The organism is Coprococcus sp. AM100_B19A (assembly GCF_027662015.1).
Classification (GTDB): Bacteria; Bacillota; Clostridia; order Lachnospirales; family Lachnospiraceae; genus Allocoprococcus; species Allocoprococcus comes.
The window spans coordinates 131,000-154,094 of record NZ_JAQDKN010000003.1 but is presented as its reverse complement, the minus strand read 5'-3'; the positions used below and the strand labels follow the sequence as shown (position 1 = coordinate 154,094).

General features: G+C 42.4%; 20 protein-coding genes and 1 riboswitch. Of the genes, 5 read left to right on the top strand and 15 right to left on the bottom strand.

Annotated features, from left to right (window positions below; translation table 11 throughout):
* Window positions 1–9: 9 nt before the first annotated feature.
* From PGQ33_RS04375 to PGQ33_RS04320, 12 genes are all read right to left on the bottom strand, one after another.
* Complete coding sequence (locus PGQ33_RS04375) at window positions 10–540, bottom strand: hypothetical protein (RefSeq protein WP_270205340.1); 531 nt, start codon at window positions 538–540, stop codon at window positions 10–12.
* 21 nt (window positions 541–561) lie between these two features.
* The gene (gene rsmH / locus PGQ33_RS04370; protein ID WP_008371903.1) at window positions 562–1,497 is read right to left on the bottom strand and encodes a 16S rRNA (cytosine(1402)-N(4))-methyltransferase RsmH; all 936 of its coding nucleotides are present in this window, start codon (window positions 1,495–1,497) and stop codon (window positions 562–564) included.
* 26 nt (window positions 1,498–1,523) lie between these two features.
* The gene (gene mraZ, locus PGQ33_RS04365) at window positions 1,524–1,961 is read right to left on the bottom strand and encodes a division/cell wall cluster transcriptional repressor MraZ (protein ID WP_022220764.1); all 438 of its coding nucleotides are present in this window, start codon (window positions 1,959–1,961) and stop codon (window positions 1,524–1,526) included.
* A gap of 287 nt (window positions 1,962–2,248) precedes the next feature.
* Entirely contained in the window at window positions 2,249–2,491 is a 243-nt protein-coding gene (locus PGQ33_RS04360) for a hypothetical protein (RefSeq protein ID WP_008371907.1), read from the bottom strand.
* 66 nt (window positions 2,492–2,557) lie between these two features.
* Window positions 2,558–3,397 (bottom strand): DegV family protein, encoded by an 840-nt coding sequence (locus PGQ33_RS04355; RefSeq protein WP_270205339.1) that lies wholly within the window; start codon window positions 3,395–3,397, stop codon window positions 2,558–2,560.
* Window positions 3,398–3,497: 100 nt separating this feature from the next.
* Window positions 3,498–4,667 (bottom strand): FtsW/RodA/SpoVE family cell cycle protein, encoded by a 1,170-nt coding sequence (locus PGQ33_RS04350; protein WP_270205338.1) that lies wholly within the window; start codon window positions 4,665–4,667, stop codon window positions 3,498–3,500.
* A gap of 181 nt (window positions 4,668–4,848) precedes the next feature.
* On the bottom strand, window positions 4,849–5,895 hold the full coding sequence (locus PGQ33_RS04345) for an electron transfer flavoprotein subunit alpha/FixB family protein (protein WP_008371912.1): 1,047 nt from the start codon (window positions 5,893–5,895) through the stop codon (window positions 4,849–4,851).
* A 24-nt stretch (window positions 5,896–5,919) separates the two neighbouring features.
* A complete protein-coding gene (locus PGQ33_RS04340) occupies window positions 5,920–6,702 on the bottom strand; it encodes an electron transfer flavoprotein subunit beta/FixA family protein (RefSeq protein WP_055246468.1) in 783 nt (260 codons plus the stop codon).
* A 12-nt stretch (window positions 6,703–6,714) separates the two neighbouring features.
* Window positions 6,715–7,866 (bottom strand): acyl-CoA dehydrogenase, encoded by a 1,152-nt coding sequence (locus tag PGQ33_RS04335; protein WP_055296816.1) that lies wholly within the window; start codon window positions 7,864–7,866, stop codon window positions 6,715–6,717.
* Window positions 7,867–7,901: 35 nt separating this feature from the next.
* Window positions 7,902–8,774 carry a 3-hydroxyacyl-CoA dehydrogenase family protein gene (locus tag PGQ33_RS04330; RefSeq protein ID WP_022220766.1) on the bottom strand — a complete coding sequence of 291 codons (873 nt, stop codon included), beginning with the start codon at window positions 8,772–8,774 and terminating at the stop codon, window positions 7,902–7,904.
* Window positions 8,775–8,843: 69 nt separating this feature from the next.
* Window positions 8,844–9,620 carry an enoyl-CoA hydratase-related protein gene (locus PGQ33_RS04325; protein WP_022220767.1) on the bottom strand — a complete coding sequence of 259 codons (777 nt, stop codon included), beginning with the start codon at window positions 9,618–9,620 and terminating at the stop codon, window positions 8,844–8,846.
* A 28-nt stretch (window positions 9,621–9,648) separates the two neighbouring features.
* Window positions 9,649–10,830 carry an acetyl-CoA C-acetyltransferase gene (locus tag PGQ33_RS04320; RefSeq protein ID WP_022220768.1) on the bottom strand — a complete coding sequence of 394 codons (1,182 nt, stop codon included), beginning with the start codon at window positions 10,828–10,830 and terminating at the stop codon, window positions 9,649–9,651.
* Between the two features lie 342 nt (window positions 10,831–11,172).
* Here PGQ33_RS04320 and ptb point away from each other — a divergent pair, with 342 nt between their 5' ends.
* Window positions 11,173–12,084, top strand: a complete 912-nt coding sequence (gene ptb, locus PGQ33_RS04315) for a phosphate butyryltransferase (RefSeq protein ID WP_022220769.1) — start codon at window positions 11,173–11,175, stop codon at window positions 12,082–12,084.
* 13 nt (window positions 12,085–12,097) lie between these two features.
* Entirely contained in the window at window positions 12,098–13,168 is a 1,071-nt protein-coding gene (buk, locus tag PGQ33_RS04310) for a butyrate kinase (protein WP_055157356.1), read from the top strand.
* 349 nt (window positions 13,169–13,517) lie between these two features.
* Here buk and PGQ33_RS04305 read toward each other — a convergent pair whose 3' ends face one another.
* Entirely contained in the window at window positions 13,518–14,699 is a 1,182-nt protein-coding gene (locus PGQ33_RS04305) for an acetyl-CoA C-acetyltransferase (protein WP_270205337.1), read from the bottom strand.
* A gap of 261 nt (window positions 14,700–14,960) precedes the next feature.
* Window positions 14,961–15,046: riboswitch (ZMP/ZTP riboswitch) on the top strand.
* Between the two features lie 210 nt (window positions 15,047–15,256).
* Here PGQ33_RS04305 and pflB point away from each other — a divergent pair.
* The 3 genes from pflB to PGQ33_RS04290 all read left to right on the top strand — a co-directional run bounded on the left by pflB (window position 15,257) and on the right by PGQ33_RS04290 (window position 19,605).
* Window positions 15,257–17,509, top strand: a complete 2,253-nt coding sequence (gene pflB, locus PGQ33_RS04300) for a formate C-acetyltransferase (RefSeq protein ID WP_270205336.1) — start codon at window positions 15,257–15,259, stop codon at window positions 17,507–17,509.
* A 181-nt stretch (window positions 17,510–17,690) separates the two neighbouring features.
* Window positions 17,691–18,434: a pyruvate formate-lyase-activating protein gene (pflA, locus tag PGQ33_RS04295; protein ID WP_117555696.1), complete on the top strand. Its 744-nt coding sequence runs from the start codon at window positions 17,691–17,693 to the stop codon at window positions 18,432–18,434.
* Window positions 18,435–18,531: 97 nt separating this feature from the next.
* Window positions 18,532–19,605 (top strand): M24 family metallopeptidase, encoded by a 1,074-nt coding sequence (locus PGQ33_RS04290; RefSeq protein WP_270205335.1) that lies wholly within the window; start codon window positions 18,532–18,534, stop codon window positions 19,603–19,605.
* A 43-nt stretch (window positions 19,606–19,648) separates the two neighbouring features.
* Here the strand turns inward: PGQ33_RS04290 and PGQ33_RS04285 are convergent, their stop codons facing one another.
* Both PGQ33_RS04285 and PGQ33_RS04280 read right to left on the bottom strand, forming a co-directional pair.
* Window positions 19,649–20,062: an FIVAR domain-containing protein gene (locus PGQ33_RS04285; RefSeq protein WP_175305693.1), complete on the bottom strand. Its 414-nt coding sequence runs from the start codon at window positions 20,060–20,062 to the stop codon at window positions 19,649–19,651.
* A gap of 94 nt (window positions 20,063–20,156) precedes the next feature.
* Window positions 20,157–22,367 (bottom strand): InlB B-repeat-containing protein, encoded by a 2,211-nt coding sequence (locus PGQ33_RS04280; RefSeq protein WP_270205334.1) that lies wholly within the window; start codon window positions 22,365–22,367, stop codon window positions 20,157–20,159.
* Window positions 22,368–23,095 lie beyond the last annotated feature (728 nt).

The following is a 23,095-nucleotide window of genomic DNA, read 5'->3' as shown; positions in this document are numbered from 1 at the left end:
TTCATAAACCTATTTATCTGTTGTCTGTCCAAGCACTCCGCTTTTCGGAATACTTTCGTACTGTTTTACATAATCATTAACCGGGTTCTGATATTCAATAATCTGATCCGAAGTCGCATATCCCATACCCAGATCATTAATTGCACGGTCTCTTACTTCTTCCAGATTCACAGAATCCATTACTACGTTATATCTAGTTGTATTCTCTTCTTTTGCATCTGCCAGTTCCTGCTGCAGCTCGGTAATATGCTCTGTCCGGCTTGTAAGCTCTGCACGTACCTGCAGATACCATACACAGACTACAAGTGCTGCCACTGCCGCAATTGAAAGAAACATCACATATGCAGGATTCATCCGCATTGCTTTTCTTCGATTTTTCAAAATCTGTCTGTCCAGTTTTTTCTTTTTATGTTCTTTTCTTGGTTTCTCTTGTCGCTGTGGCATGACTTCTGCCTGGCGAACTGTATTTCCGTATATGTACATTCCTCGGCTTGTTACTGTACGTCTGTCTGCCTGTATTCTATGACTGTATTTTGCCATACAGCACCACCCTTTCAAATTCTATACGCGCTCAAAGATACGCAGCTTCGCACTCTTAGAACGACTGTTCACTTCCATCTCTTCTTCACTTGGAAGAATCGGTTTTTTCGTAATGACTTTTCCTTTGGAAACTTTTCCACACACACATACCGGAAAAGTACTCGGACACGTGCATGGATTCTCATTCTTTTTAAAAATTCCTTTGACAATTCTGTCCTCCAGGGAATGGAACGTGATGATGCATATCCTTCCTCCCGGATTTAAAATATCAATCATATCGTCAAGTGAATCCCTGAGCACCTCCAGTTCCCGGTTACATTCAATCCGGATTGCCTGAAAGGTTCTTTTTGCCGGATGCCCCGACATCTTCTGAAACTTCATCGGTATAGACTGTCTGATAATCTCTGCCAGCTGCCCGGTTGTTTCAATAGGACCTTTCTCTCTTGCCATAACAATATGTTTTGCTATATTCTTCGCAAATTTGTCCTCACCATAGTCGCGAATAATCCGAAAAAGGTCCATCTCACTGTAGCCATTGACAATCTCCTTTGCAGATAAAGTCTGGCGTGTGTCCATCCTCATATCCAAAGGCGCATCTACACGATAGGAAAAACCACGATCTGCCGTATCTAACTGATAAGATGATACGCCCAGATCGAGTACGATTCCATCGACCTTGTCAATCCCTTTTTCATGGAGCCTCGACTTCATATCACAATAATTGCTCCTGATTATTGTAACTCTCTCCCCGAAGTCGCTTAATCGGGTGCCTGCCGCTTCAATCGCCGCTGCATCCTGGTCTATTCCTATAAAACTCCCCTTGTTGTTTAAACGCCGACATACTTCGTATGCATGTCCGCCTCCTCCAAGTGTGCCATCAACATAAATACCGTCCGGCTTGATGTTCAGTCCTTCGATTGTCTCATCCAGTAATACTGATTTATGCTTAAATGCCATGGTGTCCTCCTAATTAAAAGATCTATTTAGATGCTAAGTCCCAAATCTTCCATGTCACTTGCAATGTCCTCGATATTTTCCTCAACATCAGCTGTACGCGCTTCCCACGCCTCTTTACTCCAGATCTCGACCTTGTCCAGCACACCTGCTAGAACAACCTCTTTTTCAAGATCTGCATAAGCGCGAAGAGAAGAAGATATCAAAACTCTCCCTTGTTTGTCAAGTTCTCCTTCCGTAGCACTTCCAAGAAAGAAACGCTTAAAGTCTCTGGCTTTTTTGTTTGTAAGCGGTAAGGTTCTAAGCTTCTCTTCAAAGGCTTTCCATTCGTTGTCCGGATACAGAAATAAGCAGCCGTCCATCCCTTTCGTAATTACGAAATGTTCTCCCAGACTCTCTCGTAATTTGGAAGGAATAATCAGCCTGCCTTTTGAATCAATACTATGATTAAATTCTCCAGTCAACATAGGATCACCTTCTTTCAAAGTGGTCTGCCACTTTCCATGCCACTTTGCTCCACTTCGCTCCACTTTCTACCACTTGTATCCATTGTACCCCACTTTTCCGCCCTTTTCAAGCACTTTTTCGAATTTATCCATTCTGAAAAAAGTCCGATAAATCATATTTTTTCCCATTTTTCATTCATTTTGTGGTGAAAAGTGGAGCGTTTTATACTCCATTCCCCACACAGTGCATAAAAAAAGTGGAGAAACCGTTCCACAATGGAACCATCTCTCCACTTTCTTCTTTTCATCTACTCAGCAGTGTTAAGTGACTGGACATAATCACTTACAGCAGAATAATCAACTTCTGCTACTGCTCTTGGCTGCTTTGATTCATACATATCATAAGCGGACCATCCAATCCAGACAACGATTGCAAGTGCAATCAGCCCAAGGATCGTATAATCAAAAGCTTTTCGCAAGTTTTTCTTTTTTTCTTCACGCTTTCTATTCGCTTTTGCCTGTTTATAATAATCTACTTTTTTCTGACTCATATCTGCAAGTCTCCTTTGCAATCATCTAACCAGTATATTTTATCACACTTTTACGATTGATACAAGCTATACTGCAATAATTACTCCGCCATCATTCGCATACATGCTGCTGACACCTCTGGTATCCAGAATAATAATATCTTTTAATTTCACACGTTCTTCCAGCATCTTCTTCACATCCTGTGCTCTCTGCGGGCAGTTACAATGCGAAATTGCAAGTACCTTGCTCTCCGGATCTTTCAGATCTGCGATCACACAATCCACCATATTCTTAAGTGCTTTTTTAATTCCGCGCGCCTGACCCAACTGACAAATCTCTCCCTTCGGAGTAGCCCCCATCACCGGCTTAATATTCAGTACTGTTGCCGCAATTGCTTTTAATCCTGTAAGTCTTCCATTCTTACGAAGAGTCTCAAGCGTCTCAAGAACAAAATATGTGTGCTGCTCTTCAATATATGTTTCTACAGCAGCTACCACTTCCTTAAATGTCATGCCCCGCTCTTCACACTGCGCAATCTTCATCCCGATGAGCGTCTGTCCTACTGATGCAGATTTTGAGTTGAACACATAAATATCTTTCTCACCATATTCTTCTTCATATAAATTCTTGCCCAGTACGGCACTGTTATAAGAACCGCTCAGTTCAGAAGACAACGTAACAGCATATACATGCTCCGCATCACAGTGATATCCTTCCATAAACGTCTCCGGAGACGGACAACTTGACTTTGGACATGTCGGGCATTCAGCTACGTTCTTCAAAAATTCAGCCTGATTGAAAGATTCATCATCAATTATATGACAATCTCCAACCTCCAGTCCCAGTGATGCTGTCTCAAACCGACCTGAAGCTTTCATCTCTGCTGTCAATTCTCCACAGCTGTCCACAATCACTTTATAACTCATAATCCAAACCTCCGAAACGTGTCATTTGCATCCATTATACGTGGTTTTCATTACCACTTATAACATCATATCACACTTTTCTTTGAAAAAAAAGCTTTTTTTACCCTTCCAGTTTAATTCTTCTGGAAATTCCAAGTGCCATTCCCATCTCTATCATCAGGAACAGGATGGATGTACCACCATAACTGATAAAAGGCAATGTAATTCCGGTATTCGGCATCATGTTCGTAACTACCATAACATTGAGAATTACCTGGATCGCGATATGTGACATAATCCCTGTCATGATCAGTGCTCCATACAGATCAGGTGCGTTCTGTGCAATAAAAAGCAGTCTGTAGATCAAAAGACCGAACAAAACCAGGATAATGATCGCTCCAAACACCCCAAGCTCTTCACAGATTGCTGACAGGATCATGTCGTTCTGCACTTCCGGTATTACCGTCTTTTGCACACCATTTCCCAGTCCTTTCCCGAAAAAGCCACCTGATCCGATCGCATATAGTCCCTGTACCGTCTGGAAAGAAATCGTTGACGCATATTTTTCCGGGTTCAGCCAGGCAATGATACGTCTGAGTCGGAAGCTGGTGCTGTTCTCAAGAAGTCTTCCGAGGATATATGATCCCGCCACAAAAACAGCCAACCCGCCGCCTGCAATCCACAGAAAAATCTTCTGCTTCTTATGTACGACAAAAAGGATACAGCAGGAAATTCCCATTACAATGATCGCAGAGCTTAGATTATCAGTCAGCACATAAACTCCCAGTGCTGCCAAACCTCCCCACTCCACAACTCCCAACGATCCTTTCAGGGTGTGTACTTTATTCCCCATTCTGCAGATCAGGTATGGGATAAATATGATCACAGCGATCTTCATAATCTCTGCCGGCTGGAATGACTGGTTAGCCGGAAGCCGGAACCATCTTCGTGCACCATTTACCTCAATACCAAGTGGTGTAAATTTAACAAGTGCAAGAAGAAGCATGGATCCCCAATAGCTCATTGCTGCATATTTGGAAAACATATGATAATCCAGGCGAGAAACCCACATCATCGCAACAATACTTCCAAGTCCGATGAGACCCTGCCTTTTCAGGAAGTACATCCCATCTCCGTATTCCGTTCGTGCTTCATAGGAACTGATACTGTATAGCATTACCAGTCCAAAACACATCAGAAATATAATAATCGCCAGAAGACTGTAATCAAAATAATGAACCGCCTGCTTTTCTACAGCCTTCCTTCGTCTGCTTTTAATTCTTTGTGCCATTTATTCACACTCCTACTTAAGCTATAACTACAAAGTCTATATCTTATAAAGTATACCATAATATCCCCCAGACGCACAAGCTTTCCGCACGAAAATAGAGCAGGCTAACTTCTATTCGATTTGTATACAAAAAAATGGTGCCGCTTCTTTGCGACACCATCTTTGTTTTACCAGCTATTCTTTATTTTTTAGCAGCAACTGCTTCTTTGATCTGTTTGGTAAGTTCTGGTACGATCTTATTCAGATCTCCAACGATACCATAGTCAGCTACATCAAAGATCGGAGCTGTCTCATCTTTGTTGATTGCAATGATCAGATCAGATTCTTCCATACCTGCTACATGCTGGATCGCTCCGGAAATACCGATTGCAAAATATACCTGAGGACGAACTGTCTTTCCTGTCTGTCCTACCTGAAGATCTTTTGGTTTCCAGCCATTATCTACAACTGCACGTGAGCAGCTTACTTCTCCGCCGAGTGCTTCTGCAAGATCTTCCAGGATCTTAAAGTTTTCTGCACTTCCGACTCCACGTCCACCGGATACAAGAATCTTGGCATCCATGATATCAACTGTCTCAGATACTGATTTGACAACTTCCATGATTTCAACGTATTTATTATCCGGTGTAAATCCTGGATTAAACTCTTCTACATTTGCCTTTGCACCTTCGATCTTAGCGATCTTCTGCATAACACCAGGACGAACGGTTGCCATCTGCGGACGATTATCCGGGCAGGCGATGGTAGCGATCGTGTTTCCACCAAATGCCGGACGAGTCATAAGAAGCTGATTGTGCTTCTGCTCTTTTCCTGCTACCGGGTTGATCGGGAAATCACCGATCTCAAGCTGTGTACAGTCTGCTGTAAGACCTGTCTGTACTCTTGCGGATACTCTAGGACCAAGATCACGTCCGATTGCAGTTGCGCCGACTAACATGATCTCCGGTTTATATTTTTCGATAACAGATGCCAGTGCATGTGCGTATGGCTCTGTTCTATATTCTTTCAGTTCCGGATCATCTACTACGATTACTTTATCTGCTCCGTATGCTGCAAGCTCATCTGCAAGTCCTTTTACGTCAGAACCGATCAGAACGGCTGCTACTTCTGCATTTAAGTCTGCTGCAAGGTCTTTTGCTTTTCCAAGAAGTTCAAATGCGATTCCGCTCAGTTTGTTGTCTACCTGTTCAGCAAAGACATATACTCCCTTATATTCTTCTAAGTTCATGATATTCACCACTTTTCCTTCTTATTAAATGATATGTTTCTCTGTTAATTTTCCCATCAGGTAAGATACTGCTTCTTCCGGATCAAGAGTAACTTTTTCTCCTGCCCCTTTTCTTACTTTGTCAGATGCTTTCGCAATCTTTGTAGGTGATCCTGCAAGACCGATATTTGCATCATCCAGGGTAGTAAGATCTGCTCTTCCCCATGTTGTGATCTCAGCATCACAAGCATCGAAGATTCCGCCTGGTGTCATATAACGTGGTTCATTTAATTCTGAAAGTGCAGTGATAAGGCAAGGCATTTTTGCTTTCAGTACATGATATCTGTCTTCGAACTGACGCTGTACGATCACACTGTCGCCTTCTACTTTGATATCCTGTGCATAAGAGATTACCGGGATGTCCAGATGTTCGGAAATCTGCGGTCCAACCTGTGCTGTATCACCATCGATTGCCTGACGTCCTGTGATGATCAGGTCATAATCGAGTTTACGGAGTGCTGCTGCGATGGTGCTTGATGTAGCCCATGTATCAGCTCCTCCAAGTACTCTGTCTGTTACAAGAATTGCCTTATCAGCTCCCATTGCAAGTGCTTCACGAAGCACATCGGCTGCTTTTGGAAGTCCCATTGTAAGTACAGTTACTTCTGCTCCATACTGGTCTTTTAATCTAAGTGCGGCCTCAAGACCTGCTTTGTCATCCGGGTTCATAATTGCAAGCATTGCAGCTCTGTTAAGTGTACCGTCCGGATTAAACTGAACTCCGCCTTTTGTATCCGGTACCTGTTTTATACAAACAACTATCTTCACGATTCGTACCTCCTATTTCAATAAGTTTCCAGAAATAACCATACGCTGAACTTCTGAAGTTCCTTCGTAGATTTCTGTAATCTTTGCGTCACGCATCATACGTTCTACATCGTATTCTCTGATATATCCGTATCCACCATGTAACTGAACAGCCTTTGTGGTAACTTCCATCGCTACTTCTGCTGCATAAAGCTTAGCCTGTGCAGCTTCGACAGAGTAAACTTTCTTTGTAGCTTTTGCCATGGCAGCTTTGTATACCATCATCTTTGCAGCCTCTACCTTTGTAGCCATATCTGCAAGCTGGAACTGTGTATTCTGGAACTGGCCAATCGTGCGTCCGAACTGTTTTCTTTCTTTTACATATGCGATTGTTCTGTCAAGTGCACCTTCAGCGATTCCAAGTGCCTGAGCGGCAATACCGATACGTCCGCCATCCAGAGTATGCATGGCGATGCCAAAGCCCTTGCCCTGTGCTCCAAGGAGATTTTCTTTTGGAATACGGCAGTCTTCAAAAATAAGCTCGTATGTTGAAGATCCACGGATACCCATCTTCTTCTCTTTGGTTCCGAATGTGAATCCCGGAGTGTCTTTCTCTACGATGAATGCAGAAATCTCTTTCATCTTTCTGCCACGTTTTTCAACAATACCTGTTACGGCGATAATGATGTAAACATCTGCTTCTTTACCGTTTGTGATAAAGCATTTTGATCCGTTTAATACCCATTCATCTCCGTCAAGAACAGCCTTAGTCTGCTGTCCCTGTGCATCTGTACCTGCCCCAGGTTCTGTAAGGCCGAAAGCTCCAAGCTTTCTTCCTGATGCAAGATCCGGAACGTATTTTGCTTTCTGCTCCGGTGTTCCGTATGTCAGGATCGGGTCTATACAAAGAGAGGTATGCGCAGATACGATTACAGATGTTGTGGCACAAACCTTTGCAAGTTCTTCTACACACATTACGTATGTCAGTGGATCACATCCCTGTCCCTCGTATTCCTTCGGTACCGGAATACCAAGAAATCCATATTTCGCCATTTTTTCAACTGTTGCTCTTGGGAAAACTTCTGTCTCGTCCACTTCCTGTGCAAGTGGTTTTACTTCGTTTTCTGCGAATTCTTTAAACAGAGTTCTCGCCATTTCGTGTTTCTTATCTAATCCGAAATCCATTTATTCTTCCTCCATGTCTTTATTTAGAACATCCATTACTGTGCATCAACCGGAGTTTTTGTGCGGTCTGCATTGTATACATAGAATCCTTTTCCGCTCTTAACTCCAAGGTTTCCACCACGGACCATCTTACGAAGCAGCGGGCATGCACGATATTTGCTGTCGCCTGTTTCTGCATAAAGTACATCCATGATAGCAAGGCAGATATCAAGTCCGATGAAATCACCAAGCTCCAGAGGTCCCATTGGATGGTTTGCACCAAGCTTCATTGCTGCATCGATTCCTGCGATGTCAGATACACCTTCCATCTTGATGAAAGCTGCTTCATTGATCATCGGAACAAGGATACGATTTACTACGAAACCTGCTGCTTCATTAACCTGTACAGGTGTCTTTCCGATTTCTTCTGCGATCTTCTTGATTGCATCTACAGTTTCAGCCGGTGTATTTACGCCTGCGATCACTTCTACTAATTTCATACGGTCTGCCGGGTTGAAGAAATGCATACCGATCATTGGACGGGTAAGTCCGTTGCCGATTTCTGTGATAGAAAGGCTGGAGGTATTTGATGCAAAAATGCATTCAGGTTTTGCGATCTTATCAAGTTCACTGAATGTAGTTTTCTTAACTTCCATGTTCTCAAATGCTGCTTCTACGATCAGATCACAATCTGCGCAGAGATCTTCTTTGAGTCCCGGAGTAATTTTTGCAAGAATTGCATCAACTGCTTCCTGAGTTAATTTTCCTTTCTGAACAAGTCTGTCATAGCCTTTAGCGATTTTAGCTTTTCCGCCTTCTGCCCATTCCTGTTTGATGTCACAGAGTGCTACTTCATATCCATCTACCTGAGCAAATGCCTTTGCAATGCCCTGTCCCATTGTTCCTGCGCCAATAATTCCTACTTTCATTGAAATTACCTCCATTTTATAAATTTAATTTTCCAGGGGAGAGTTAATTCTCCCCTTTATTAAACGAACTTATTTATTAAGGAAAGCTTCTACTTTTCTCTTTTCAAGGAATGCTGCCATTCCTTCTTTCTGGTCGTAGGATTCAAAGCATCCGCCGAAGAGTTTTTCTTCTACTACGATTGCCTCATCCATTCCCTTTTCAAGACCTTCATTGATTGCCTGTTTGCAGTGTCTTACTGCGATCGGTGCATTCTTTGCAATGCCTGCTGCCATCTTCTTTGCTGCCGGCATCAGTTCTTCCTGCGGATATACGGCATTTACAAGACCGATTCTGTAAGCTTCGTCAGCTTTGATATTTCTTGCAGTGTAGATCATCTGCTTTGCCATACCAGGTCCGACAAGTCTTGCAAGTCTCTGTGTTCCACCAAATCCAGGTGTAATTCCAAGGCCAACCTCCGGCTGTCCGAATACTGCATTGTCTGAACAGATACGGATATCACAGCTCATGGAGATTTCACATCCGCCACCAAGAGCGAATCCATTAACTGCTGCGATTACCGGAATCGGAAGTGTTTCGATCTTACGGAAAATATCATTTCCTTTCTTTCCAAAAGCTTCTCCCTCTTCTTTTGTAAGAGTACTCATCTCAGCGATATCTGCACCGGCTACAAAAGATTTTTCTCCTGCTCCTGTAAGGATCAGGCATCTGACTGCATCAAGATCAACACCGTCGATCGTTGCATCAAGTTCATCAAGAACTGCACTGTTCAGTGCGTTCAGTGCCTTTGGACGGTTAATGGTAATAATTCCAACCTGTCCTTCTACTTCATATGTAATAAATTCCATCATCAACATCTCCTTTTGATCTGGTTTATTAATCACGTTCTACGATTGTAGCGCATCCCATTCCGCCACCGATACAAAGTGTTGCAAGACCTTTCTTTGCATCACGTTTCTGCATCTCATGAAGAAGTGTAACAAGGATACGGCATCCTGAAGCTCCTACTGGATGTCCGAGAGCAATTGCTCCACCGTTTACATTTACTTTATCCATGTCGAATTTCAGATCATGTGCTACTGCAAGTGACTGTGCTGCGAAAGCTTCGTTTGCTTCGATCAGATCCATATCATCTACAGAAAGCCCTGTCTTAGCCATTACTTTATTCGTAGCTGCAACCGGTCCGACACCCATGATAGATGGATCTACTCCACCGAGTGCTCCTGCTACCCATGTTGCCATCGGTGTAACGCCGAGCTCTTTTGCTTTTTCTTCACTCATAACAACGATTGCTGCTGCTCCGTCATTGATGCTGGAAGCATTTGCTGCTGTTACAATACCATCTTTTTTGAATGCCGGACGAAGTCTTGCGATTCCTTCTGCTGTTGTTCCCGGACGCGGTCCTTCATCTGTATCAACTACGATGGTTTCTTTTTTCTTCTTCACTTCTACAGGAACAATCTCATCTTTGAATTTTCCTGCTTCGATTGCTGCGCAGGCTTTCTGCTGGCTTGCTGCTGCAAATTCATCAAGCTGTTCTCTTGTGAGTCCCCACTGTTCTGCTACATTCTCAGCAGTGATTCCCATGTGATAGTCATTGAATGCATCCCAAAGTGCGTCATTTACCATTGTATCGATCATCGGTGCATTTCCCATTCTGTATCCATAACGTGCGTTTTTCAGTGCATATGGAGCCATAGACATATTTTCCATACCGCCTGCTACAACGATATCAGCATCTCCTGCCTGGATCATCTGTGCAGCCATGTTCACACAGTTAAGTCCGGATCCGCAAACAACGTTAACCGTAACTGCCGGTGTCTCGACCGGAAGACCTGCTTTTAAAGAAGCCTGACGTGCAACGTTCTGTCCAAGACCTGCCTGGATTACACAACCCATATATACATGATCAACCTGTTCCGGAGCAACACCTGCTCTATTTAAAGCTTCTTTGATAACGATAGATCCTAATTCCGGTGCCGGAGTTGTAGAAAGAGCTCCACCCATACTTCCGATTGCTGTACGACACGCACCTGCTAACACGATTTTCTTTGCCATCACTTTTTCCTCCTTTTACATCTTAATGGTAAGTATCACTTCTTATTAAATATAAGCTGTTTTACTTTCCGTTTTTAAGATTTTCGCAAGGGACTTTTTTGTCCTCTTTTTTTAATATACTACCCATTTCCCGTTCTGTCAAATATTTATCAATCATTTTTTATCATTTAATTTTCTTTTAACATTTTCACCAACATTTTTTTACAATACATCTGCATTATTCGTCATTTCCAACACACCACTTTTATATTGACCTTTCCCAGATATGGTGCTACACTTAAGATTGTTAAAAAATATTCAACCAGAATACTATAATTAAATTATGAATGAGAAGGTGTGAAAATGAGCAAAAGTTTTGAAGAATTAATCTCAAAAGCAAATCAAAAAACCTTAAAGAAAGTCTCTGTTTCCAACGCACAGGATGAGCCGGTACTGCAGGCTGTCAAAGCTGCAAAAGAGCAAAATATCGCAACAGCCATCCTTGTCGGTGATGAAGCCAAAATCCGCGAGATTGCCGCTTCTATTGATATGGATCTGACAGATTTCGAGATCATCAATGAGCCTGATACCGAAGCAGCTGCATTAAAGGCTGTTGAGCTTGTACACAACGGCAAAGCTGATATCCTTTTAAAAGGATTGCTTGAAACAAAGACATTCTTAAAGAGCGTATTGAATAAAGAAGTCGGACTTCGTACCGGAAAGATGCTTTCCCATGTATGTGTATTTGAGATTGAAGGCATCAACCGTCTTCTGTTCTTCACAGACGTAGCTTTCAATACATATCCAACCCTTGCAGATAAAGTCAATATCATCAACAATGCAGTAGAAGTCGCACATGCATGTGGCATCGAATGCCCGAAGGTTGCTCCTCTGTGTGCAGTTGAGACAGTGAATCCAAAGATGCAGCCAACAGTCGATGCCGATAATCTCACCAAGATGTACGAGGGTGGCGATTTCAAAGGATGCCAGATCTACGGACCACTTTCCATGGATCTTGCGATCGATCCGGAAGCAGCTGTTCACAAAGGTGTGACTAATCCAGTAGCCGGACATGCTGATATTCTCCTCTTCCCGAATATCGATGCAGGAAATATCACATATAAGATTCTTGTCCGCACTGCAAAGGTCAAGATCGGTAACGTACTTGTCGGAACAAGCGCTCCGGTTGTACTTACATCACGTTCTGATGATTTCCAGACAAAACTGAATTCTATCGCTCTTGCGACCGTAATCGCAGGATCGATCACAGACTAAGGAGGATCTTTTTATGAGCTATAAAATTTTAGTAATCAACCCGGGATCTACTTCTACCAAGATCGGTGTGTACGAAGACGAAACTTTGTTATTCGAAGAAACACTCCGTCATTCCACCGAAGAGATTGCAAAATATGCAACCATCGTTGACCAGAAAGATTTCCGTAAAGAACTGATCGTAGATATTCTCGCAAAGAACAGCTTCGACATCAAATCTCTGAATGTTGTAGTAGGACGAGGCGGACTTTTAAAACCGATCCCAGGTGGAACCTATCCAGTATCTGACGCACTTCTTGCTGACTTAAAAGCAGGTGTGCAAGGACAGCATGCATCGAACCTTGGAGGCATCCTTGCCCGCGAAATCGGTGATGAGATCGGAGTTCCTTCTTACATTGTTGACCCGGTTGTTGTCGATGAGATGGAACCTGTTGCAAGATATTCCGGAATCCCGGAACTTCCGCGTATCAGTATCTTCCACGCACTGAACCAGAAAGCAGTTGCCAAACGCTACGCCAAAGAACAGAGTGTATCTTATGACTCCCTGAACCTGGTCGTTGTACATATGGGCGGCGGTGTATCTGTCGGTGCTCATAAAAATGGCAAAGTTGTCGATGTCAACAACACACTTGACGGAGACGGACCTTTCTCACCGGAACGTTCCGGCGGTGTACCAGCAGGCGCACTCGTAAAAATGTGTTTCTCCGGTCAGTACACACAGGCTGAAGTATATAAAAAGATCAACGGGAAAGGCGGTCTCAACGGATACCTTGGAACCAACAACATGCGCGACGTTGCAGAACGTGCCTTTGAAAAGGGTGACGAAGAAGCAGCCGGTGTATTCCACGCATTCACTTACCAGGTTGCCAAAGAAGTCGGCGCCATGGCAGCCGTACTTAACGGAAAAGTAGACCAGATCCTTCTCACCGGTGGTATCGCATACAGCGATTATGTAACATCCGAGATCAAGGAAAAAGTCGGCTTCATCGCCCCAATCACCGTCTACCCGGGTGAAGATGAACTCCTCGCCCTCGCTCAAGGCGCTCTCCGTGTATTAAACGGCGAAGAAAAACCTCTGGTATATTAATTTTTTCCAAAACCCTAAAACATGCAAAACGCATATATCTCATCGTAGAAAAAAGTCTGGCACACCTCGCCAGACTTTTTTAGTTACTACGCTTTTATTTAATAATGTCAATAGCTTCGAGGGACAAATTGGGCAAAAGATAATGCGTCTATTCGTCTTTTGTGCAATGGAGATGAAACTCAAAAATCGTGGAAGCCTCTGCTGAACACGATTTTCGCTTTAGGGGGTTCATCGGAATGGTTTGCACAACTAGAATAGACGCATTATCTTTTTCCGAATTTGTCAACACAACCTAAATCATTCAAAAAAGAGCAGACACTTAAAAAGTATCCACCCTTTTTTTCTATCCCTAATCTCTTTTAACTACAGCAGAGCATCCCATTCCGCCACCAACACAAAGTGTTGCAAGTCCTGTATGTACATCTTCTTTCTGCATCTCATACAACAAGCTTACAAGGATTCTTGCACCTGAGCAGCCAACCGGATGTCCGAGAGCAATTGCTCCACCATTGACATTCAGCTTACTAAGGTCAAATCCAAGATCTTTTCCAACAGCTACAGACTGTGCTGCAAATGCTTCGTTTGCTTCGATCAGATCAAAATCTCCGATCTCCATTCCCAGCTTCTTCATAACCTTACGTGTTGAATAAACCGGTCCGATTCCCATGATTGCCGGATCACATCCTGCGAGTTCTCCGCCGATCCATGTTGCCATAGGTGTTACGCCAAGCTCTTTTGCTTTTTCTTCGCTCATAACGATAAGTGCAGCTGCACCATCATTGATTCCGGATGCGTTACCTGCTGTAACCATACCGTCTTTCTTAAATGCAGGACGAAGTTTTGCAAGACCTTCTTTTGTGATTCCTTTACGAGGACCTTCATCTGTATCTACAAGAATCGTTTCTTTTTTCTTCTTCACTTCGACCGGAACAATCTCGTCTTTAAATTTACCTTCTGCCATTGCTTTTTCACATTTGTTCTGAGACCATGCTGCAAATTCATCCAGTTCTTCTCTTGTAAGTCCCCACTGTTCGCAGATATTTTCTGCTGTGATTCCCATGTGATAATTATGGAATGCGTCGGTCAGACCATCCTTGATCATAGCATCTTCGATTGTCGCATTTCCCATACGATATCCATAACGTCCGTTTCTCAACATGTACGGAGCCATTGTCATATTTTCCATACCACCTGCAACGATAATATCTGCATCTCCAGCTGCGATCAGCTTCGCTGCAAGGTTTACACAGTGAAGACCGGATCCACAAAGTACGTTGATAGTTGTTGCCGGTACTTCATTCGGGATTCCTGCATATACAGCTGCCTGACGTGCCGGGTTCTGTCCGTTGCCTGCCTGGATAACATTTCCCATATACACTTCGTCAATCTGATCCGGAGAAACGCCCGCTCTTTTGAGAGCTTCTTTGATTACGATCGTTCCAAGTTCTACAGCCGATGTATTTGCAAACTGTCCGCCCATTACACCGATTGCTGTACGACATGCTCCTGCTAAAACAACTTTTCTTGCCATGATAAAAATCCTCCTTTATTTTGTAAATCACCTGATGTTTTTATTATAATCCTCTAAAAAACAGAATTCAATAGATGCTTGATATTTTTTTAACATTTTTTATGTTCTATTCCAGGTACATGCCTCAATTCGATTGAGAGATTTCTTGATAAATGTTAAACTTTTCTCGGTATTTATACTTATTGACATTCACATCATTATTATGTTTTTTCAAAAAAACAAATTTGTCATTGACATTTATATAGCAATTTGTTAAATTAAAGTTGCTCATATGACTGACGGAAGTGGAATGAACCACAGGGAAATATGAGGATTTGATTATTTAGCCGACCGTCTGGGCGATTCAGCTCAGATGCCGGCTTTTTTTACGCATTTTTATAAGATTATCATAAATCAGGGCTATATAAAAGGCGTAAACATCCATCGGTTCTTCTGGCTGAACCTTTTCATATGTCTGGAATTTGCCAGAACTTTCCGGGCATAAACCGCAGCAACACAGTGTATAATAACCAGGTCATAGGTACTATGGCTCACCCACAAGAAGGAGGAATAACCAAATGATGCAGAAAGAACAATGGCAGGGATTTGAAGGAAGACTCTGGAAAGAAGAAATCAACGTTCGTGATTTTATCCAGAACAACTACACACCTTACGAGGGAGATTCTTCATTCCTTGCAGATCCGACCGAAGCAACAAACCAGCTCTGGGGCAAGCTTCAGGAACTCCAGAAAGAAGAACGTGCAAAAGGCGGCGTTCTGGATATGGAAACAGAAGTGGTATCTTCTCTTACCGCTTACGGTCCAGGTTATATCTGCGAAGAACTGAAAGATAAAGAACAGGTTGTGGGTCTTCAGACTGACAAACCTCTGAAACGTGCATTTATGCCGTTCGGTGGAATCAAAATGGCTGAGGAAGCATGCAAAACTTACGGATATGAACCAAACCCGAAATTCCATAAAATCTTTACAGATTATCATAAAACACATAACCAGGCAGTATTTGATGCCTACACACCGGAAATGAAAAAAGCACGTCACGCAAAAATCCTTACCGGTCTTCCGGATACTTACGGAAGAGGACGTATCGTCGGCGATTACCGCCGTGTTGCCCTCTACGGAATCGATCTCCTGATCGCTATGAAGCAGGACGATCTCGCAAACTGCGGATACGGATCCATGCGTGACAATGTCATCCGTCAGCGGGAAGAACTTGCAGAACAGATCCGTGCCCTCAAGGGTATGAAAGAAATGGCTGCTGTCTACGGATTCGACATTTCCGAGCCAGCAAAAAATGCAAAAGAAGCATTCCAGTGGCTGTACTTCGGATACCTTGCAGCAATCAAGACTCAGAACGGAGCTGCCATGAGTGTCGGACGTGTATCTACCTTCCTTGATATCTACATCAAGAGAGATATGGAAGCAGGAATCCTTACCGAAGAAGAAGCTCAGGAATTAGTTGACCATATGACAATGAAATTCCGTATGGTTAAGTTCGCACGTATCCCATCTTACAACCAGCTCTTCTCCGGTGACCCGGTCTGGGCTACACTGGAAGTCGGCGGAATGGGACAGGACGGACGTTCTATGGTAACAAAGACAGACTACCGTTTCCTGCACACCCTGGAAAACATGGGACCTTCTCCGGAACCGAACCTGACTGTACTTTACACAGAACGTCTTCCGAAGAACTTCAAGGACTACGCTTCACATATTTCTATTGAAACAAGTTCTATCCAGTATGAAAATGATGATGCAATGCGTCCGGTATGGGGCGATGACTATTCTATCTGCTGCTGCGTATCTGCAACACAGACTGGTAAAGAAATGCAGTTTTTCGGAGCAAGAGCAAACCTTGCAAAATGCCTTCTTTACGCGATCAACGGTGGTGTCGACTGCAAGTCAAAAGATCAGGTAGGACCGGCTTACACACCGATCACTTCTGAATACCTTGATTATGATGAAGTAATGGCTAAATACGACAAGATGATGGACTGGCTCGCCGGACTGTATGTAAACGTACTGAACCTGATCCAGTACATGCATGACAAATACTACTATGAAGCATCTCAGATGGCACTGATCGATACCGATGTACGTCGTACATTTGCAACAGGTATCGCAGGATTCTCTCATGTAGTTGACTCCTTAAGTGCGATCAAATATGCAAAAGTGAAAACAATCCGTGACGAAAACGGACTCGTTGTAGATTTCGAGACAACCGGTGATTTCCCGAAATACGGAAATGATGATGACCGCGCAGATGATATCGCAGTATGGCTTCTTCAGACATTTATGAAGAAACTGAAAAAGCATCACACCTACCGTGAATCCGAACCGACAACTTCTATCCTTACCATTACCTCAAACGTTGTATATGGAAAAGCTACCGGTGCTCTTCCGGATGGAAGAAAAGCAGGCGCACCGCTTTCACCTGGAGCAAACCCAAGCTACGGTGCTGAACAGAACGGACTTCTTGCTTCCCTGAACTCCGTTGCCAAGCTGCCTTACGAATGGGCACTTGACGGAATCTCTAACACCCAGACCATCAACCCGAATGCAATCGGACATACTCCGGAGGAACGCATTAACAACCTGGTAAATGTTATGGACGGATACTTCTCTCAGGGTGCTCACCATCTGAACGTCAACGTATTCGGAACAGAAAAACTTCTTGACGCTATGGAACATCCGGAAAAAGAAGAATACGCAAACTTTACGATCCGTGTATCAGGATATGCGGTTAAGTTCATCGACCTTACACGCGAACAACAGCTCGATGTGATCGCAAGAACCTGCCACGATCGTATGTAATTACCGAACTTACACTCTTTTGCCAAACATATCGTTATGCTGGAAGTCATGCATTTTAAAGTGCATGACTTTCGGCACATACAGAGATGCTGCTGGCAACTTTTCCTGCATACTAAGGCATTTAAAAGACTCTGCCTGATCCGCAGTTTTCCAATCACACAATGAAAAAGGAGATTTTCATATGACTCAAATCAAAGGACTTATTCACTCTACAGAAAGCTTTGGTTCTGTTGACGGGCCTGGGGTACGTTTTATTATATTTGTTCAGGGATGTCCACTGAGATGTCAGTTCTGCCATAACCCTGACACCTGGAATATGACAGATAAAAACGGCGCCACCTGGCGCAGTGCCGATGAGCTTCTTGCGCAGGCTCTGCGTTACCGCACTTACTGGAAAAATGGCGGTGGAATCACCGTAAGCGGCGGAGAACCCCTCCTACAGATTGATTTTCTGCTGGATCTTTTCAAAAAAGCAAAGGCAAAAGGTATTCACACAACGATTGATACTGCAGGTGGTCCTTTTACCAGAGAAGAACCATTTTTCTCCAAATTTCAGGAGCTGATGCAGTATACCGATCTTCTTCTTGTTGATATCAAACATATCGATGAAAAAGCTCACAAAGAACTGACCGGAAAAACGAATAAAAACATTCTGGATATGATCCGTTTTCTCTCCGATATCAAAAAACCTGTCTGGATCCGCCATGTGCTCGTACCGGAGCGCAGCGACTATGATGAATACTTAAACCGGTTAAATGATTTTATCCAGACACTTGATAATGTAGAAAGAGTAGAAATCCTGCCTTACCACACACTTGGTGCCTACAAATGGAAAGAGCTGGGACTTGATTATCCACTCAAAGGGATCAATCCACCTTCGAGAGAACGCGTAGAAAATGCAAAGAAGATCCTGCACTGTTCGTAAGACATATTTAAAAAAATAGATGGCAGCTTTCTCTTCATATTTTGCCTGTAATGTGCTATGATTGGTGTAGTGTATTTAAGAGAGGAGAATTATAGCAATGAACGAAAGACTGGAACGCGTATTGCAAAAAATGGAAAAAAAAGGAATCGATCAGTTACTTGTATCTGATCCGCTCAGCATCCGCTTTTTAACGGGCATCATGGTACATCCGGGGGAAAGATTGTACGCTCTGTTGCTTCGTACAAACGGAAAGCACACCATGTTCTTGAACTATCTGTATTATGTATCTGATACAGGATTTGAAGAAGTATGGTTCAGTGATATGGATGATCAGATTGGAGTTCTGACAGAACATATCGATACCAAGGGCGTAATCGGTATCGACAAAACATTTCCTGCTCGTTTCCTGATCCCGCTTCAGGAACGCTGCCCGGAACTGAAAACGGTATGGGGATCTGACTGTGTAGACGGTGTTCGTGCTGTTAAGAATGAAGAAGAAATCAAGATCATGAGACAGGCATCTGTAATCAATGACATGGTTATGGAAAGAGCTGCTGCCTACATTAAAGAAGGCATGACAGAAAAACAGATTGCTGATTTCATTGAAGCAGAATACTACAAAGAAGGCGCAACAGGACTCAGCTTTGATACAATCGTATGCTTCGGTGCTAACGCTGCTGACCAACATCACTCACCAAGCGAGACAAGAACTCTGAAAGCCGGAGAATGCGTTCTGATCGATATGGGATGCATCTGGAACGGTTATTGCTCAGATATGACAAGAACCTTCTACTGCAAGAGCGTAGACGAAGAACAGGCTGCAATCCATGACCTTGTTCGTACAGCGGTTGAGAAAGCAGAAGCCATCATCAAACCAGGCGTACGTTTCTGTGATATCGATGCGCAGGCAAGAGATCTCATCGGCGAAGCAGGATACGGCGAATACTGGAAGATTCGTCTTGGACATTTCATCGGCCAGGAAGACCATGAATACGGTGATGTAAGCCCGATCAACAAGAACGTAGCTGAACCGGGTATGATCTTCTCGATCGAACCGGGAATCTACATCGAAGGCAAATACGGTGTACGTATCGAAGACCTCGTTCTCGTAACAGAAGACGGATATGAACTTCTTAACGTAGTAGATAAAAAATATAGAACAGTTGGTTAATTGTTCTTCCATTACTTCAATATAGAACCAAAAAAGACACGCATTACTGCGTGTCTTTTTTGGTCAACCCCTGGATCGCGTTAACAATTTCCATATACGTTTCTTCGATTGCATCCTGTCCGGGAACCCCACGTAAAAGTGTATTTCCCTTCTCTACAGCTGCTTTCAGCTCATTTACGGATTCATCGGTATAGGTCTCTGTATTAATAGATTCTGTGTTGTCAATTAATGCTTTTAACTGCTTCTTGTCTAACTTCTGTGGTGTGATGGTAATTGTATCGCCAACTTTTTGTGTGGTATTCTTTCCCCCACTCAATTCTTGCCGTACAAAATAAATACCTCCACCAATCACCACACATGCAAGAAGTATGACAAGAACAGAACCTATCTGTGTCCCGCGGTCACGATGAGTTTTCTTTGGTCTTTTTACGATAGTTGGATTCGTATGCTTATTCATATAGAAATATCCTTTATAAACTTCAGGTAGCTGTGAGAGAACTCACAGCCACCTGATTAAATTCACATCATCTGTGCTTATTGCTAAGACCAGATTATGCGTTTCTTCTTCTGAAGAATGCTACAACTGCTGCAGCACCTGCAATAAGAAGTGTTGCTACGTATACGAATACGTTGCTATGATCACCAGTCTGAACTGTATCAGATTTCTGCTCATTTGCTTTCTTAGCAGATTCCTTCTTGTTTGTCTTTTTGTCATCTTTTGCTACTGTTGTAGATGTTTTGTCATCTTTCTTGTTCTCTTCAATTGAAGTACCCGGTTTTTCTTCTGGAGTACTTGGTTTTGAAGGATCAACTGATGGCTGATCCGGATCAACCGGAGTTTCATTCTTTTCAAGAACAGCTGTTACTGTGTAGTCATCAGCTACTCCGTATGGGAATGCGATTGATGTTGCATTCGCATCAACGTTGTAGATTTCTTCGCCGGCTTTGTTTGTTCCTTTCCAGCCTTTGAATGCATATCTTTCATTTGCCACTACTGTCGGAAGGAATCCAAGGTTGTATTCTGCTTCCTGAAGGTTTTCGTTATGAAGTTCTGTTGCTCCTTCGTATCCTTCGAATGATCCTGCTACTGAATCGATTACAACTGTTGCATTTGCTACTGCTACTTCTTCTTCATTCTTTTCAAGAACAGCTGTTACTGTGTAGTCATCAGCTACTCCGTATGGGAATGAAATTGATGTTGCATTTGCATCAAGGTTGTAGATTTCTTCGCCGGCTTTGTTTGTTACTTTCCAGCCTTTAAATGTATATCCTTCATTTGCTACTACTGTCGGAAGGAATTCAAGGTTGTATTTGCTATCCTGAAGGTTTTCGTTATCAAGTTGTGTTGCTCCTTCATATCCTTCGAATGATCCTTCTGTTGAATCAATTACAACATATGCATTTGCTACTGCTACAGCCGGTGTTTCTTCAACTTTTTCAAATTCAGGTGTAATTGTTACATAACCAACATTAGATCCTTCTGGGAAATGTGCAAGTCCTGTCACACCAAATGTTTTAGCATCTGCATCCCAATTCTGTGTTTCAGCGCCTTCAACTTTCCATCCAGTAAACTTGTATCCATCATTTGCTTTTACTGCCGGAATTTCAAACTGCTGGTCTGTGTCTGCAGCAATACCTTTGAAAGAAACAACTGTTGATGGTGCATAATCCGGGAATGATCCTTTTTCTGAATCAATAATATTGAAATAAACTTCTACTGTTTTTTCTTCAGCTTTATTCTCTTCAAAAGTAGCTTCTACAGTATAATTTTGAGATTTTGTACAATCAAACATAAGTTCAAAAGTATCTGTTGTAATGTTAGAGTATACAACATTACCTCCTTCATCTTTTACTTTCCAACCTGTCCATGTATAACCATCTTTTGCTACTACTTTTGGAAGATAGCCCAGTTTGCAACCATCATCCTGAAGATTCTCATTTGTAGTCTCATAAGGTTCTTTGTCTCCGTACACTTCAAAGTAACCTTTGTTAGGATCAACTTTGACCGTTGCGTTAACAACTACTTTTTTAGATTCCTCTTTTTTAGATACAACAGGGACTACGGTTGCAAACCCTTCAACTTTTTCTCCATTATCAGAATATGCTGCATTAACATCACTTAATGTAAAAGTTGTCTTATCTTTTGACCAAGTAGTTGTCTCTGAACCTGTTACTGTCCATCCAGTTATTTCATATCCATCTTTTACATTATATTTAGGAATATCATATACTGCTGAATCCTTATTCCAAAATGTAAACTGATCTGCTGGATTTCCTGAAACAAGTGTTGCATTTCCATCAAAACTATTATTAAAGGTTACTAAAGTAGTAGTTTCCTTTTCTGCCGGAGCATCCTTTTTAAATGTAGCTACTACTTTAAATTCTCCGTCCTTTGGAGCAACCATGCATGACTTAGCGCCAACAAACTCAGTATTTAAGTGATTTACAACACCGTCTGGTTCTGTAATATCCCATCCTGTCCATGTATAGCCATCCTTTGGAATAACAGTCGGGAAATAACTAATTGCATAGTTACTATCTTCCAAATGTCCAGCATTATTGGTATTAGTGCCATCTTCAAAAGATCCTTTTTCGGAATCAACTGTAATAATAGCCCAAGCTTTTCCCTTCCATGTCTCATCTGCATTAGTATATGCAGCAGGAGCATTATCAGCTGCAACAACTGGTACAGCATTTACTCCAACGAGCATTACTGCGACAGAGAACGCACATGCCTGATGAAGTACTCTTCTCTTTTTCATCTCTAATTTCCTCTCTTTCTGATTTTAAAAAGTGATATGCTTTTTTGCATACGTATCCTATCTTGGTTATTATAAGTCTTAATTTTTAAGAAGTCAATATCATTCTTACCTTTTCTAAGACTTCTACATCTTTTTAACGTATTTTTTAAGATTTTGTTTTTCCTTTTCTTCCCCCTCCCGAAAAAATATCGTTTTATTAACAGTTCCGCTAATTTTGCGATTTTTAATGTTATAATCCATATTTTTCAGTCTTTTAATAATAGGTTTTAATATTTAATAATAGGTAATTCCTTGATACATAATTCGATAAAAAACCACAGTTTTCAAAATTGCGTCTTCTTATCTTTGTGCTTTATAATAAGAAAGGAGTAAATTTGAAAGGAAACCGTTTTCATGAAAGACATTGGCAAGATTCTGAAATATGCCCGTGAGAATAAAAAATATACCCAAAACAAGTAATGGAATTAACCGGCATCCACAGGAAATCGCTTTCTGGTTAAGAGAACAACGTTGCCGAGCCAAATCTATCAACCTTTGCGACTCTTGCCAATCTCTATGGTATTTCTGCCGATGAAGTATTAGATATTGGTGGAAAAGCTTCTTCCGACTCTCTGCCTCAATGTGAATTCCAGGTTCTTTCTTTGAACTTGACCCCAAACATCAGGAAGAACTCCTGATTCAAATCACCGCACTTGTCAGATTTTTGCATACAAAAAATATGGCGCCGC